Annotated in this window: 9 protein-coding genes; 3 read left to right on the top strand and 6 right to left on the bottom strand. The window is 38.9% G+C overall.

Annotated elements, in window-relative coordinates:
- Positions 1–543: a peptide-methionine (S)-S-oxide reductase MsrA gene (gene msrA, locus ACJVDH_RS02830; protein WP_443946059.1), complete on the top strand. Its 543-nt coding sequence runs from the start codon at positions 1–3 to the stop codon at positions 541–543.
- On the opposite strand, the gene ACJVDH_RS02825 is transcribed toward msrA, so the two are convergent.
- From ACJVDH_RS02825 to ACJVDH_RS02800, 6 genes are all read right to left on the bottom strand, one after another.
- Entirely contained in the window at positions 544–1,632 is a 1,089-nt protein-coding gene (locus ACJVDH_RS02825; protein ID WP_443946058.1) for an acyl-CoA dehydrogenase family protein, read from the bottom strand.
- Positions 1,633–2,256, bottom strand: coding sequence for a nicotinamide riboside transporter PnuC (gene pnuC, locus ACJVDH_RS02820; protein WP_443946057.1), 624 nt, complete (start codon positions 2,254–2,256; stop codon positions 1,633–1,635).
- A 2,071-nt stretch (positions 2,257–4,327) separates the two neighbouring features.
- Positions 4,328–7,168: a DNA gyrase/topoisomerase IV subunit A gene (locus ACJVDH_RS02815; RefSeq protein ID WP_443946056.1), complete on the bottom strand. Its 2,841-nt coding sequence runs from the start codon at positions 7,166–7,168 to the stop codon at positions 4,328–4,330.
- A gap of 87 nt (positions 7,169–7,255) precedes the next feature.
- On the bottom strand, positions 7,256–7,534 hold the full coding sequence (locus ACJVDH_RS02810; RefSeq protein WP_443946055.1) for a peptide-N-glycosidase F-related protein: 279 nt from the start codon (positions 7,532–7,534) through the stop codon (positions 7,256–7,258).
- Entirely contained in the window at positions 7,470–9,005 is a 1,536-nt protein-coding gene (locus ACJVDH_RS02805) for a PNGase F N-terminal domain-containing protein (RefSeq protein ID WP_443946054.1), read from the bottom strand. Before ACJVDH_RS02805 ends, ACJVDH_RS02810 begins: the two co-directional genes overlap by 65 nt.
- Positions 8,980–9,468, bottom strand: a complete 489-nt coding sequence (locus tag ACJVDH_RS02800) for a cytidine deaminase (protein ID WP_443946053.1) — start codon at positions 9,466–9,468, stop codon at positions 8,980–8,982. Before ACJVDH_RS02800 ends, ACJVDH_RS02805 begins: the two co-directional genes overlap by 26 nt.
- Positions 9,469–9,617: 149 nt before the next feature.
- Between ACJVDH_RS02800 and ACJVDH_RS02795 the strand changes: the two genes are divergently transcribed.
- Together ACJVDH_RS02795 and tamL are read left to right on the top strand one after the other, a co-directional pair.
- Positions 9,618–14,612, top strand: coding sequence for a translocation/assembly module TamB domain-containing protein (locus ACJVDH_RS02795; RefSeq protein WP_443946052.1), 4,995 nt, complete (start codon positions 9,618–9,620; stop codon positions 14,610–14,612).
- Positions 14,596–16,911: a translocation and assembly module lipoprotein TamL gene (tamL, locus tag ACJVDH_RS02790; protein ID WP_443946051.1), complete on the top strand. Its 2,316-nt coding sequence runs from the start codon at positions 14,596–14,598 to the stop codon at positions 16,909–16,911. The genes ACJVDH_RS02795 and tamL overlap by 17 nt, the downstream gene beginning before the upstream one ends.

The raw sequence follows: 16,911 nt of genomic DNA, 5'->3' as shown, positions 1-16,911 counted from the left end.
ATGCAGATAGCAATATTTGGCGGAGGTTGTTTTTGGTGCACCGAAGCCGTTTTTCAAACATTAGTGGGCGTAATTCGGGTTACTTCGGGTTATATGGGCGGAACGCTGAAACATCCAACGTATATGGAAATATGCAACGGCGATACAGGGCATGCGGAGGTCATACGCATTGAATTTGATCCGAAAATCATCACGTTCGAGGAACTGTTGCTTATTTTCTTTAAAACACATACGCCAACCACTTTAAACCGCCAGGGAAATGATGTTGGCAGCCAATATCGATCAATTATTTTTTATACAAATGAAGAACAGCTTGAGCTGATCGGAAAAATGATTGCAAGCTTAACCCGCGAAAAAGTATTTGAAGAAAAAATTGTAACGGAAGTTTTGCCTGCCGGCGATTTTTACGAAGCTGAAGATTACCATCAAGATTATTATTTAAGCAATAAATCCAAGCCGTACTGCGCTTTCGTTATTCAACCAAAGCTGAATAAATTCGCCAAAGACTTCCAAAACAAAATAAGACCAGAATTTCTGGAATAATTATTCCAGAAACGTAAGTAAAGCATGCTGACTTGCAGTATGTATATCTCTCCAAACGCGGTTGATCTCCGTTTCTTTTTGTGCCGCAGCCAAACCACAATACGGAAAAAGTGCGTCTGAAGCCTCGCGACATTTGTGAGCCAAATATCTGCTGATTTTACTCACCGCTAATCGTCTTTTTTCTGAAATGAAGTTCTGACTTTGAAGTTCCTCCCACGATGCATCAAAAGCTTCATAAAATGTATTTTTATTATTCTCTATCTCCTTTTTCCATTTTGACAGTTCTGCATTAAAATAAGCAATTTGCGCCTCGCTATACCGCCCAATACCAGAACGAGATGTGAATTGAGTTTCTACAAGGGCAATAAAATGATTGGCCATCCCTAAGCTATTTACAGCTAAAGTTGTTTCTGCAAGTTGAAGGAAAGGATAGTCAAAACCTGCGCTTTCTATTTGAATGGCATCATTTATTACAAATGCTCTGTTGGCTGGCACCATTAAGTGTTCAACTTTAAAAGCATGACTGCCTGTTGCCACCAAACCAAAATAAGACCAGCCAGAGATAATTTCCACCTCGTCTTTATGGAGAATGAATGATTTAACAAGTGGTTTTCCTTCTTTATCCAGCAAATCTTCTCCCTTCGTTGTTTTTACAACACAGTTCGCAGTAAACACTGTGGCGTGTAAAGCGCCACTCGCATATTTCCAAAAACCGTCCAAAATGTAACCATCATCTGTTGCAACTGCGGTGCCGCCTACAGCACCACTTCCTGCAAAACAAACTTCTGGATTAGAAAATATCTCTTTTGCCAATTGTTGATCCAGAAAACCCGCAAACCAGCCTGCGCCAGCACATAACGTGACTGTCCATCCTAAACTTCCATCCAACTCTGCAAGCTCTTCTTCCAGTCTCAATATTTCGGGCAGTTTCATTCCTGCACCTCCATACACTTCCGGAACGAACAGTTTAAACCATTGTTTTTGATAGGCTATTTTCAATATTTCGGGATGCAAAGCGCCCATTTCTTCAGAAAGAGCAGACAGCGCCGTAATTTTTTCCTTCCAATTTATATCCACACTCTCCTTCATTTATGCTATATTTTCTACTTTCCTGCTTCCAGCAATCTTTTTCCAATCCATAAATCCGAAAACAGCTACCAAGAATAAAAAAGTTGTAAGACAGCCCATTAATGGCAATTTTTTATGGAATAATAAGGGAATTGCTACAATGTTGGAAATATTTAAAAATATCCAATTTTCAATTTTTCTTTTCGCCAAAAGCCACATTCCGGCCCAAGCCGTGGCAGATACAAAGGCATCTAAAATGGGAACATCAGAATCTGTATGGTTTCTCAATCCAAAATAGAAAAAGGTAAAACCAATTATTGATATTGAACAGGCTATAATCAATTCTCGATTTGTACTCCATGCAACTTGTTTTTCGGCATCTTGTTTACGCTTTTTCCAGATCATCCATCCGTAAATACTCATAACCAAATAATAAATATTTAGTAGTGTTTCTGCATATAATTTGCTTTGATACATTAGAAACATTGTCAACATAACTGAAATTATCCCGGCAGGATATAGCCAAATGCTGTTTCTTTTGGCCAGTAAAACTTCTGAAACGCCAAATCCCACAGCAAACCATTCTACAATTGAGGTTTGTAAAATTTGCTCTCTAAAAAGCCGAAACCATTCTTGGAAATCCATATTTAAAAAAATTGCAAACTGCACCATAAATGCTGAACCAAATGTGCAGGTTCACAGAATAAATTGATGTAGTGTAATTAAAATCAACTGCTTTCTGGGGCTAAACAGCCATGTTGTAACCTCTTCCCTACGCCGGCATTACCCGAATCAGGTGCATTGAAAAGTGAACTTTTCGTTTACTCTTCAAATGGGTATAATCTCAGCAAGTGACGGCAACAGAATTTGCCAATCAGCAAGCACCCCTTTGAGCACCGCAAATATAGTTTTTAAATTGAAATTGAGCTATGATTTTCGATGTAGAATTTCCTACAGAGGAGATTGCTTTCCCGAAAAGTCGGGATGGGTTGTGGTTCCTCTTCGCAAAAAGCGGGTGACAAATTAGGCATTGCCACGGAAACACAGAATTTGGGAAAACGCTGCAAAACATTTCTGTGTCCTCCGTGCTTCCGTGGCAAGTTAATTTAGTGAGCGCGTGAAGAAATATTTAATGTAAAGAGATATTTGCCACGGAAACACAGAATTTGGGAAAACGCTTCAAAAACATTTCCGTGCGCTCCGTGCTTCCGTGGCAAGTTGGTTTAGTGAGCGCGTGAAGCAATATTTAATGTAAAGAGATATTTGCCACGGAAACACAGAATTTGGGAAAACGCTGCAAAAACATTTTCGTGCGCTCCGTGCTTCCGTGGCAAGTTGGTTTAGTGAGCGCGTGAAGAAATATTTAATGTAAAGAGATATTTGCCACGGAAACACAGAATTTGGGAAAACGCTGCAGAAACATTTCCGTGCGCTCCGTGCTTCCGTGGCAAGTTGGTTTAGTGAGCGCGTGAAGAAATCCTTTATGCAAAGAGATATTTGCCACGGAAACACAGAATTTGGGAAAACGCTGCAAAACATTTCTGTGTCCTCCGTGCTTCCGTGGCAAGTTAATTTAGTGAGCGCGTGAAGAATATTTAATGTAAAGAGATATTTGCCACGGAAACACAGAATTTGGGAAAACGCTTCAAAAACATTTCCGTGCGCTCCGTGCTTCCGTGGCAAGTTGGTTTAGTGAGCGCGTGAAGCAATATTTAATGTAAAGAGATATTTGCCACGGAAACACAGAATTTGGGAAAACGCTGCAAAAACATTTTCGTGCGCTCCGTGCTTCCGTGGCAAGTTGGTTTAGTGAGCGCGTGAAGAAATATTTAATGTAAAGAGATATTTGCCACGGAAACACAGAATTTGGGAAAACGCTGCAGAAACATTTCCGTGCGCTCCGTGCTTCCGTGGCAATTTGGTTTAGTGAGCGCGTGAAGCAATACTTAATACAAAGAGATATTTGCCACGGAAACACAGAATTTGGGAAAACGCTGCAGAAACATTTACGTGCGCTCCGTGCTTCTGTGGCAAGTTGGTTTAGTGAGCGCGTGAAGAAATCCTTTATGCAAAGAGATATTTGCCACGGAAACACAGAATTTGGGAAAACGCTGCAAAACATTTCTGTGTCCTCCGTGCTTCCGTGGCAATTTGGTTTAGTGAGCGCGTGAAGCAATATTTAATGTAAAGAGATATTTGCCACGGAAACACAGAATTTGGGAAAACGCTGCAAAACATTTCCGTGCGCTCCGTGCTTCCGTGGCAATTTGGTTTAGTGAGCGCGTGAAGCAATACTTAATACAAAGAGATATTTGCCACGGAAACACAGAATTTGGGAAAACGCTGCAGAAACATTTACGTGCGCTCCGTGCTTCCGTGGCAAGTTGGTTTAGTGAGCGCGTGAAGAAATCCTTTATGCAAAGAGATATTTGCCACGGAAACACAGAATTTGGGAAAACGCTGCAAAACATTTCTGTGTCCTCCGTGCTTCCGTGGCAAGTTAATTTAGTGAGCGCGTGAAGAAATATTTAATGTAAAGAGATATTTGCCACGGAAACACAGAATTTGGGAAAACGCTTCAAAAACATTTCCGTGCGCTCCGTGTTTCCGTGGCGATTTGGTTTAGTGAGCACACGAAGCAATATTTCAGGCAAAATGGATTGCTTCGTCGTTCCTCCTCGCAACGATGATTAATTTTAGTTTTATACTCAACTCATTAAAATAAACCCAATTGGATATCGTCTGGATTGGTAATTTCTAAATCTATTTTTTTAGATGCTTTATCTTCCGTTGGTGTTTTATTGGTTTCAGTCTCTTTTTGTTTTGGTTTCGCATCGCTGTTGCCAGACCATTTTGGTTTCTCAACTGGTTTTTCAGGCGTTTCTGGCTTCGGCGTTTCTATTTCAGTTTCAACGGTGGTTTGTTCCTCGGCGGTTTCGCTTTCATCTGCCGCATTTGGTTCAGCCGCAACCTGATCTTCGCCTCCACCATTATCTCCACCATTGTCTTCTCCGCCTTCATCCTCATCCTCTCCTATATGCGTTTCTTCAGTTTTTTCTTCTTCAGGTTCTTCTAAAATAACTTTCTGAACATCATGCGGAGATAAGCGATTTCCATTTGCTTTTAAGCCTTTGATATCTATCATCTCGGACAGAACAGATTCTACCGTTTCCGGAATTTGCGTTTTGCCTTTTAACACATCCACTACAACCTTCGCTGCGGCGTTAGCGGTTAAAAATAATAATCTCGACTTTGGTTCTTCACTGATAAAGCTTACTTTCTTGCCAACAGATTGTGTTTCAAAAGCAAATCGTTTCACGAAATAATTCTGTGCCTTTCCATCAAAGTGAACAGCAGAGAATATCTTTTCCGGATCAAATTTCTGAATCAGCAGCAAACCGTCGTCAAAATGGTTGCTTAGTTCAAATGAACTCAACTCGTAGAAACCATCCTTATGCACCTGAAGGATTTTGTCGTCTCCATCAAATTCACCTAGATACTGGCCTCTTCCATCAACATTTAAACGTTTCAACAAATCATCATACCAGATTTTTAAACCCGAAAGTGTAGAAACCCCTTTACTTTTCAGGATAATTTTCTTTACGGGATATTTTGAAACAATATTTCCCTGAGATCCTCTTCCTTTAATTGCTACTTCTGCAAGATCGAGATCAAACTGAAGTTTACGCAGTTTAGAATGCGGCTTTAGTGCAATGTTTACGACTTCTGCCTCGCCATTAGGGTTTGGTGTAAAATATAGGACTTTAGAACCTTTAGAGCCTTTAGTCAGGTCATATTCTTTATCGCGCGTTACGCCAACTACTGCAAAACGTTTCACATAAGCGGTACCGCTGGCGCCGTCTTTATAAATCATATTATAAATGGTGCGCTCGTCTCCTTTTTTAAATACCTGGGCATGAATAATGCCTTTGCCAACGAAGGTTTTATCGGCAACTTTAGTGATGATACATTTTCCGTCTTCACGAAAAACAATAACTTCATCAATATCTGAGCAATCTGCAACAAACTCATCTTTACGCAATCCGGAGCCAATAAAACCATCGGCACGGTTCATAAAGAGTTTTACATTTGCAAGCGCAACTTTAGCTGCTTCTACCCGATCGAACAAACGGATTTCCGTTCTGCGCTCACGGCCTTTGCCATATTTATCTTTAATTTTCTGATACCAGGCAATGGCGTAATCTGTAAGATGTTTCAAATGGTTTTTTACCACTTTGATATCATCTTCCAGCGCTTTCATCTGCTCATCGGCCTTCTTCACATCAAAGCGCGTGATGCTACTCATCGGTTTATCGATCAGTTTTTTAAAATCCTCCGGTGTAATATCGCGATAAAGCGTTGGTTTAAATGGATCGAACAACAGATGTAAAACCTCTACAACGGTGTCAAAATTACTGGAATTTTCGTATTCAGGATTTTTATACATTCCTTCCTGAATAAATATCTTCAATAAAGAACTGAAGAAAATCTTTTCCTGCAATTCATGCAATCTGATTTCCAGCTCTAGTTTTAAGAGGCTTTTGGTGTGTTTTGTATTTTCAATCAAGATATCATTCACACTCATAAAGTGTGGTTTATCTTGTTTGATGATACAGGTATTTGGCGATATGGACACTTCGCAAGCTGTAAATGCATATAAAGCATCAATGGTTACATCGGGCGAAATGCCTGGTGCAAGATGCACTACAATTTCTACGTTGGCGGCAGTATTGTCTTCAATTTTTTTGATTTTGATTTTGCCCTTATCATTTGCAGACAAGATGCTATCAATTACAGAACCGGTAGTTGTGCTGAAAGGCACTTCTGTAATGACCAGTGTTTTTTTATCTTTCTCGGTTATTTTGGCACGCACACGGATTTTCCCTCCGCGTTGTCCTTCATTATAGGCAGAAAAATCGGCCATTCCGCCGGTAAAAAAGTCTGGAAGAATATTCGGTCTAACACCTTTTAGTGCTTCTATAGAGGCATCCAGCAATTCTATAAAATTGTGTGGCATTACTTTGGTCGCCAAACCCACGGCAATACCTTCTGCACCCTGTGCAAGCAATAGAGGAAATTTAACCGGTAAAGTAATCGGTTCATTATTACGCCCGTCGTAACTGAGTTGCCAATCTGTTGTATCCGGGTTGAAAACGACTTCATTGGCAAATTTAGATAAACGCGCTTCAATATACCGCGGTGCTGCAGCGCTATCTCCGGTAACCGGATCGCCCCAGTTTCCCTGCATATCAATTAACAGGTCTTTCTGGCCAATCTGAACCATTGCATCGCCAATAGACGCATCGCCATGCGGATGGTATTTCATTGTATTGCCAATAACGTTCGCCGCTTTATTAAAACGCCCGTCATCCATTTCTTTAAGTGAATGCATAATCCGGCGTTGCACCGGCTTTAACCCATCATTAATATGGGGAACTGCCCGATCCAGGATTACATAAGAAGCATAATCGAGGAACCAGTTTTCGTATAAACCGTTAATTGGGGTTATGGTATGTTTTTGTTCTCCGTGTATGTTCTGGTCTAATTCTTCACTCATTAAAATATCGCATTATTGATGATTGTAAATATAAGGTATCATTGAATTTTGTTAAAAAGAAGTTATACACACCAACTTTGAATTAACTTATTCAGTTCCAACCAAAATCCCGGAAACATTCCAGGCACTAAAGCTGGAACCTTCTCTTTTACCCAGAGGGATAGTAATTTTTATGGTATGTTTTCCGGCTTTAAGATCGCCAAAGTTAATAAAATTTGGATTGGTAACTGTACCCGGACACCAATTGGAGCGACTTAAATCTGACGATGATAACCCGCTTTCAAAATTACCAGATGCCGGGTTAGACAAACGATATGTACCACAATCTTGCCGCCATGGCGTAAAAGCAAAAACCTTTTCTCCCATCTAGCCAGATGGTATTTTCTTTTGGCACAAATTCATCGCCTCCACCCCAGCCACCGTGGCCGGTTGTAATATAACGCAGCTTTGCATCTTTCAGGTCTTGATCTAAGGTAAACGAAACCTCTAAGCCTTTATCGTTGCTAAACATAGTGCCGTATTCTTGTCCAGCCATTTCCATTACATTGGTAGAGTTGAATAAGGAGATGACTTTTTTAGATACAGGTTTTTCCCTGCCTGCGTTATGCACCGTAATGTTGAGCGACACTTTGTGCCCGCCCTTATCATAATTGCCAATAAACACAGCAACCCAAACCTCTTTGCCATTTAAGGCCGGATAGAGCTCTGAAATATCCTGACGGTAATAAACTTTCTCTGCCCAGGTTTTATCTTTAAGTTTTAACGTATTGTATTTGCCCACGCCAAAAGGGGTAAAAAAACGCATCAGTTCTATAACCGGACGATAGTTTTCTGTAGCCACAACACCTTGGTATATTGTGCCATTTCCGTTTTCGTATAATGGCAAAACTTTCACATTCTTTTTAAGCGCATCAAGTAAAGAAATGGATTCATCAGTAGGAATTACAAATACGGAACCTGTACGGTCATATGCATCGCCATTTGATTGTTCTGTAAGATCTACAAAAACATTTGCTACATTTTGGAGCTTAGGGAAAGAAATTTTTCTGGCGATAATTGTTCCGCCGGCAAACCGGCAAATACTGTCTGTAGAAACAGGTTTATCGACAAAGTTGATGATTTCGTTATTAAAAATTTTAAGTGTTGTAAATCTGCTTTTCCAAAGCAAATCTTTATATGTAAGTGCATCTGTACTTACAGAAACGAGGTTTTGAACATCAGGCTGACTCGCTTTTTTTATCACTTCTATATTAGTGGCCGTAACTGCACTGTTGCCGTTGCGTACTTGCTCTAGTACCAAACCCAAAGTTTGGCCCAGCGCAGTTGGCGCGGCTGTAATTCGGGCATCGGTTGTATACCAGAAATCAATGCGGTTAGAGTTTACAACTGTACTTGCTTTTTTACAGATGTAGCCCAGAATAATTTTAGTTTCATTGCTCTGCTCAAACTGCTGTTGGGTTAATGCCAAACTATCAACCGTAGCAATTTGTTGTACTTCATCTAAATTTGCCACCTGAAAAAGCACGTTAGAAGGTTTTACAATGAGCGTTTGCTCAAAAGGAAACTTTGCTTTACCATTCAGGATACTTGTTGTTGTAATCCGGTTTTGCTTAGGTGTTACCAGTACAATTGTTTTGTTTTCTTCATCAATCGCTTTACCATTGGAAGAACGGCTGTACGTAATTTTATACGTATTAGCGGGGCTTAATGGTTTTTGTGCAATCGCCAAAAAACTGCAAAAAAGAATGGGTAAAAACAGGTAAAGTGATTTCATATCCGGATCAAAACCCAAATATATATAATCTGCGGTCTTAACCTTCCAAACGTTCTTCAACAAAAGCGAAAGGCAATAAACTCTTTACACTCTTTACTTTTAAAATTTCTCCATTTAAACAATAAAAAATTACCTCGATTGGCGATTGCTGTTTGCGTTCGAATTCGACCATCACCTGTAAACAACCTCCGCAAGAGGTTACCGGTTTTAAAATTTCAAAAGTATCTGTCTGCGCGGTAATGGCCATACTTTCAATTATAGCATCAGGCATTGCAGAAGCAATAGAAAATAAAGCCACGCGTTCTGCACATAAACCAGATGGATAAGCTACATTTTCCTGGTTACTTCCCAAAACAACAGCACCAGATTTGAGTCGTATTGCTGTTCCTACTTTAAACTTTGAATATGGCGAAAAAGAAGTAGCAAGTGCTTTTTCTGCCTGTACACACAGTTCTTTATCTGCTACATTCAGCTCTTCAATTCCATTAAACTGCTCGAAATTTATATTAATATTTAGGGTTTTCATTGTATTGATTTTAAGTCCGCCTTGTTAAATTTTTATAGCGGACGAACAATTTAATCTAATTTTTGTATTAATTACTAAAAATCGCTTGTTAAATAAATTTTTTAATGGCATGCTTTTAGCAATTATCATCACACCAAACACGCTTAGCTTTGAATAAATACGTACGCAAAAGTTTAAAAATTCTACTTTGGGTTATCGCCTCTATCATTATTTTGGTTGTTGGTCTCGCCCTTTCGCTCAATGTTCCTGCTGTTCAAAACTTCGTAAAGGACAAAGCAATTACCTGGTTAAAGAAAAAAACAAAAACAGAAATCAGTCTGGAAAGTATTAAAATTGCTTTGCCTAAAGATGTGGTGTTGAATAAACTCTACATTCAGGATTTAAAAGGCGACACTTTATTATACGCCGGTAAGTTTTCTGCCAACATTGGAATTTTTGCTTTATTGAGCAACAAAGTAGAACTAAATAACCTGGAACTGAAAACTGTAAGGGCAAATGTAAAACGGATTAATCCAGATACTGCCTTTAATTTTTCTTTTCTTGTTGATGCCTTTGCAAGCGAACAATCTAAACCTGAAGAAAAGGTAAAGGAAGATACCACATCTACACTCAAATTTTCTATTGATAAAATTGCTTTCGAAGATATTGGCTTAACCTATCGCGATGATGTAGCCGGAAATGATGTCAAACTTTATCTTGGCGCATTTGAAACCCGCTTAAAAGATTTCGATTTAGCCAACCAACATTATGTAATTAAAACGCTAACGCTAGAAAACACATCGCTTCGTTATCTGCAACAAAAACCGCTTACACAATTGGTACAACACATTAATAACAGTGTAGACAGTACTGAAAAGGAAACGGGCAAATTACCGCTGGTAGAAATACAGGATTTCACTTTCAACAACGTTAAGGTAGATTACAACGATCAGATTACGACGACTAAAGCCATTGCAAATGTTGCAGATTTAGGTTTAAAAAACTTAAAAGTAGATTTAACTAATAGCAAATATGATGTTGAAGATGCTCATTTAAACAAAACCAATATCTTATTTGCGTTTAAACCAGCGCCTGCAAACGATCTTTCGAAAGTGAAAGATACGGTAGTTGCTCAAACATCGCCTTTGGCTTTAACGATTAAAAATATCAGTCTGGCCGATAATTCTGTACAGTTTGATAATCTGGGTGCAAAACCCGTTGCAAAAGGAATGGATTTTAACCACTTAAAAATGACCGGACTGAGTATCGGAGCGAGCGACATTAGTTACAGCGCCGCCGGAATTAAAGCCAAAGTTAAAAACGGTTCGTTAAAAGAAAAAAGTGGTTTTGCGTTAAATGAATTAAGGGGAAATGCCGAGTATTCTGATAAATTAATTAAACTGAGCAATTTTGTACTTAAAACGCCGAATACAACTATTGAAAATGAAACTGAACTGAATTTTACTTCTATGGATGATTTAACCAAACATCCGGAACGAGTAAAAATGAAGTTGAGTTTAAAGAATACAAACATCGGGTTGAAAGATGCTGGTTATTTTAGTGATGCTTTGCCGGCAAACTATCGAAACGAAAAAATTAAAATTAATGCCGAAGTAAACGGTTATATGAATAACCTGAATATACCGCGTTTGCAGATTTCCGGCTTAAAAAACACCCAAATTGATATTAACGGAAACGTACGCGGATTGCCCGATGTGAACAAAACTTTTCTGGATCTGAATATTAAAAAACTATATGTAACCAAAAGTGATATTTTGGTTGCTGCACCAAAAAACACTATCCCCAAGAACATTACTTTACCAAATGTGATTAATGCCAAAGGTAATTTTAAAGGTTCTATGACAGATTTTAACACCAATCTGAACGTGCAAACCGATATGGGATCTGCAGTTCTGGTGGCTTCGATGAACGGCCCAAAAGGGCGCGAAAATTACAAAGCGAATATTGCGTTGAATAATTTCAATGTGGGCCGTTTGATACAAATGCAGCCTACTTTGGGCAGAATAACAGTTAAAGCAAATGTGAGCGGAACGGGCCTCGATCCGAAAAAAATAAATGCAAAGTTTAATGCACAACTGGTAAGTGCGTACTACAATAAATATACGTACCGAAATTTACTGCTAGCCGGAACATACAGCAACCAAAAAGTGACTATTAAAAGCAGTATGCCAGACAGTAATGCGAACTTTAATTTAACGGCAAATGCCAACCTTGCAGGAAAATATCCGGCAGTAAAGGCAAATCTGGATTTGAAACAAATTAACCTTCAGGCCTTGAATTTTAGTCCGACGGTATTAAGTGCTGCCGGTTTGATTAAAGTAGACCTTGCAACTGCAGATGCAGATTATCTGAATGGATCTGTAGATATTACAGGTTTACAGTTGGTAAAAGACCAGCAACGCATAAATGTAGATACCATCGCTGTGCGTGCAAAATCCACAGAAACAGAAAATGAGCTGACCTTAAAGTCGGAAATTTTATCGGCTAAAGTAGATGGCAAATATCAGCTCAGCAACATCAGCAGTGCGATTATCAATGAAATCAACAAATATTATGCTTTTGGCGAGGTTAAAAAAGTTCCGGATCAGCGGATGCGTTTTTTCGTACGCGTTTACGATTCTAAATTGTTAAAACAATTTGTACCAGAACTCACAGTATTTAAACAATCGCAGTTTTACGGTTTAATTGACACCCAGAAAGACAGTTTGCAGATTAAAGGAAACTTCCCTCAGATTGTTTACGGCGAAATTAAAGTTGACAGCACGGTGCTGAACATCAACAATGATAACAATAAACTCGATTATAAATTAACCGTTGGCAGCGTAAAGAACCCATCTATTGCACTTTTTAACACAGAATTAAGTGGCGCCGCAGCAGACAATAATCTTGGTGTAAATATCTTTCTAAGAGATAGGCAATTGAAAGATAAATATGTGATTGGCGGTAATTTCCAATCTATTAATAAAGACTTCAAGTTTAATCTCGATCCGCAAAAACTATTACTCGATTATCAAAAATGGGTAGTCTCGCCTGAAAACTATATCCAGTTTGGGCAATCTGGTATTTTGGTTAATCAGTTTCAGATCAGCAACAGCGGACAATCCTTATCTATAAATAGCAATCCAACTGAGCCAAACGCGCCTATGGCAGTGGAGTTTAAGGATTTTCAGCTAGAAACCTTAACAAAATTTGCCGAAACCGATACGACTTTAGTTGGCGGTAGATTAAATGGAACAGCAAACGTAAAAGACTTGGCTACTACACCAAAATTTGAAGCCAACTTAACGATTGATCAATTGAGGTACCAGAAAGACCAGCTGGGTACTTTACGTGTTGCTGTAAACAACAATACAGAAAATGCTTTTGAAGTAAATGTTGCGCTTTCTGGTGTACATGAATTGCGCGCAAACGGCTTTTATTATACGGCACCTCAAAGTGCCATAGATTTAACGGTAAACATAGATAAGATTGATTTGAAAAGCATGGAAAGTTTATCTGGCGGACAAATCAAAAACGGTACAGGGAACATTAGCGGTGCATTTTCTATCAAAGGAACGCCAACAGCACCAAAGGTTCTTGGCGAGTTACAATTTAACAACGCTGGGTTTAACGTTGCTTATGTAAATTCTTACTTCAGAATGCCTAATGAAAAGATCACTTTTGATGATCAGGGTATCGGTTTTAACAATTTCAACATTATTGATTCTTTAAATCAGAAGATGACTATCAATGGCAAAATTGCTACAACAGATTTCAAAAACTACGGCTTTGGACTGGATGTAAAAATGAATAATTTCCGATTGATCAATTCCACTTCTGCAGATAATGACATGATTTATGGAACGGTATTCATTACCAGCGATATAAAGGTACGCGGAGATTTGAATCAGCCCGATGTAAATATGAATGTGAAGGTAAACAAAGGCACAAAATTCTTTTTCGCTATGCCATCTACCGATCCATCTATTATAGATCAGGAAGGAATTGTGCAGTTTATTGATGCAGATGCGCCACCTTTTAATGGCCAAAAAGCATTAAAAGTAGACAGCGTAAGCAAATCGCCAATTAAAGGAATCAACCTTGTTGCCGCATTGTCAATAGATCCTGAGGCAGAATTAAATGTTGTGGTAGATCCATCGAACGGAGATGCACTAAATATTAAAGGTGAGGCAGATTTAAACGCAACAATGGATCCAAGCGGCAAAATTAGTTTAACCGGCCGTTATGAAGTAATTGATGGTTCGTACAATTTATCTGTTGGTCCATTGGGTAAAAAAGCATTTAAACTGGTAAAAGGCAGTACGATTGTATGGACGGGCGAACCAACATCGGCAAATGTAAACCTGTCGGCTTTGTATGAAGTAAACGCTGCACCTATCGATTTAATTAACGAGCCAGATAACATTCAGGCAAAAACGAAATTGCCGTTCCAGGTATATTTAATGATGAAAGGTGAATTATTAAAACCAATTATCTCTTTCAAACTAGACTTACCAGAAAATGAACGCGGAGCATTAAACGGAACCGTTTATACAAAATTAATAAATGTGAACCGAGATGAAAACGAGTTGAACAAACAGGTTTTTGCCCTTTTGGCATTGAACAGGTTTATCGCCAATAATCCATTTGAAAGTTTAGCCGGTGGCGGCGGTGGCGTTTCTACCTTGGCCAGATCTAGTGTGAGTAAATTGCTAACAGAACAGTTAAACAACCTGGCTTCAGATCTTATTCAAGGTGTTGAGTTAAACTTCGGTGTAAACTCATCAGAAGATTATTCTACCGGATCATTGCAACAGAAAACAGACTTAGAAGTAGGCTTATCGAAGAAACTACTTAACGATCGGTTAACGGTAACTGTAGGCAGTTCTTTTGCTTTAGAAGGACCACAGGCTCCGGGAGAAAAATCGACTGACATTGGTGGAAATGTGAATGTAGAATATGCGCTATCTGCAGACGGAAGATACAGACTGCGCGCATACCGCCGCAACCAGAACGATGTTATTGTACAAGGCCAGATTATTGAAACCGGATTGGGTTTCACGCTCGTGGTAGATTACAATAAATTTAGAGAGATATTCCAGAAAAAACGCAACAGAAGACAAAGTAAAATTGAACAGAAACCAAAAGATGAAAGAACTAACTAGACCATTTTTATTAATACTGGCCTGCTTAGTTTGGGCTGCATGTAGCTCTACCAAATCGTTAAAGCCGGGCCAACATTTATATACCGGTGCAGAAGTAAAAATTAATCCAGATTCATCTGCCAAAATTGAAGAGGAGAAACAAGTAAAGAGCGACCTCGAAAGTAAAACACGGCCGCGCCCCAACTCTTCTATTTTAGGCATAAAGTATAAACTGGGCATTTATAACCTTGCAGGCGAACCTAAAAAACCAAAAGGTTTTAGAAACTGGTTGCGCCGCCAGGGGGAAGCTCCGGTATTGCTTAGCGAAGTAAAACTGAAATACAACAATGACGTTATGACCAGCTATTTAATTAGTCAGGGTTATTTACAAGCGTTAGTTACCGGCGATACTGTGGTGAAGGATAAAAAAGGGAAAGCGGTATATACCGCAGAAACCGGAAACCGATATAAAATTAATCAGGTTACTTTTCCGCCAGATAGTGGTGTTTTGACTAAAATCATCAATCAGAATAAAGACAAATCTTTATTGAAAGTTGGTAAATATTATGATTTGGAAACCTATAAAAATGAACGGATCAGAATAGACAACGATTTAAAAGAACAAGGTTATTTCTACTTTAGTCCGGATTATCTGATTATGCAGATAGACAGTACAATTGGTAAAAACCTGGTGAATATTAACGTTAAAGTGAAAGATATTGCACCTGATGCGGGATTAAAACCTTACGCCATCAGAAATATCAATATTTTTCCAAATTATAGCTTGCGCCGCGATTCTACTTTGAGAAAATTGAAACCTGCGGAATATCACGACTTTAGTATTTATGATGATAGAAATACCTTTAAACCGCGTTTGTTCGATCGTTTGGTTTTCTTTCAGAAAAACGAACTTTATAATAGAAAAGACCACAACCAATCTTTAAACAGAATGGTAAATGTGGGTGCTTTCAAAGATGTCCGCGTTGAGTTTCTTCCGATAGACAGTTTTAAAAACGACCAATTGGATTTGAACATTTACCTCAGTCCATTAAAGAAAAATTCATTAAGCTTTTCAGTTACCGGAACCAGTAAATCAAACAACTTTGTAGGTTCTGAAGTAAAGGTTACGCAAACTACCAGAAATTTATTCAGAGGCGCAGAACAATTGGATGTGAGTGTAAGTGGCGGTTTCGAAACGCAGGTTCGCGGTACATCACTTGGCAGAAACTCGATTTCTTTTACTTCAGAAGCAAAATTGACTTTTCCACGTTTTATTGTTCCATTCTACAAACCGAATAGCACCAATGCATTTATTCCTAAAACCATTGCATCGGCTTCATACCAATTATTGAACCGAGGCGGAGATTACACCTTGCATGCTATCAAAGGTGAGTTTGGCTATAACTTTAAAGAAAATCAATACAAGGAGCATAACTTAAATCCCATTTCAGTAAGCTACATTTCTACAAGTTTTCCAAGCAATGATGCTAGAGACAGCTTATTCGAAGTTAATCCGTTACTAAGAAGTACGCTAGAAAACCAGTTCATCATCGGTAGCAATTACAATTTCACGTATACCAATCAAATGGAAACCAACCGTCGAAATAATATGTATTTCTTCGGCGGATTGGAAACCGGCGGTAACGTTTGGGGTTTGTTTACACCAGAAAATAATCTCGGACAAAAAACTTTATTCAATACACCTATTACACAATTCATCAGGGCTGAGGCAGATTTCAGAGATTTTTATAAAATTAACCGAAACCTGATTTGGGCAAACCGCTTAAATGTAGGTTATGGGTATGCTTATGGCAACAGTACTTCCTTACCATTTGTAAGACAATTTTTCGCTGGCGGAAGTAATGATATCCGTGCATTTCCGGCACGTACTTTAGGCCCGGGAACGTATAAAGTACCTGATGACGCAATCTTTGCCGATCAAGGTGGAGACATCAAATTAATGCTAAACTCTGAATTAAGATTCAAACTCGTAAGCGTTTTACAAGGCGCAGTTTTTGTAGATGCCGGTAATATCTGGCTAAGGAAAGAAGATGTAGGTGAACCTGGCACAACAAATACCGGCCGACCTGGTTCTGGCTTCAAATTAAATGAAGCTTTCAGTCAGCTTGCTGTTGGTACAGGCGCGGGTTTACGTGTAGATGCAACTATTTTTGTGATTCGTTTAGACGTTGCTTTCCCTGTTCGCAAACCTTACATGCCAGAAGGGCAACGCTGGGTATTTAACCAGATTGATTTTGGTAGCAGCAGTTGGAGAAGAGAAAACATAATCTATAATATTGGCATAGGATATCCATTTTAA

Source organism: Pedobacter terrestris, from assembly GCF_052343045.1.
In the GTDB taxonomy this organism is placed as follows: Bacteria; Bacteroidota; Bacteroidia; order Sphingobacteriales; family Sphingobacteriaceae; genus Pedobacter.
This window is presented reverse-complemented; position numbering and strand designations above follow the sequence as displayed.

Excerpts from the sequence above, each read along its gene's own strand:
- ACJVDH_RS02825 (WP_443946058.1), bottom strand. The coding sequence starts at position 1,632 with ATGAAGGAGAGTGTGGATATAAATTGGAAGGAAAAAATTACGGCGCTG.
- pnuC (WP_443946057.1), bottom strand. The coding sequence starts at position 2,256 with ATGGATTTCCAAGAATGGTTTCGGCTTTTTAGAGAGCAAATTTTACAA.
- tamL (WP_443946051.1), top strand. The coding sequence starts at position 14,596 with ATGAAAGAACTAACTAGACCATTTTTATTAATACTGGCCTGCTTAGTT.
- ACJVDH_RS02810 (WP_443946055.1), bottom strand. The coding sequence starts at position 7,534 with ATGGGAGAAAAGGTTTTTGCTTTTACGCCATGGCGGCAAGATTGTGGT.
- ACJVDH_RS02815 (WP_443946056.1), bottom strand. The coding sequence starts at position 7,168 with ATGAGTGAAGAATTAGACCAGAACATACACGGAGAACAAAAACATACC.
- msrA (WP_443946059.1), top strand. The coding sequence starts at position 1 with ATGCAGATAGCAATATTTGGCGGAGGTTGTTTTTGGTGCACCGAAGCC.
- ACJVDH_RS02800 (WP_443946053.1), bottom strand. The coding sequence starts at position 9,468 with ATGAAAACCCTAAATATTAATATAAATTTCGAGCAGTTTAATGGAATT.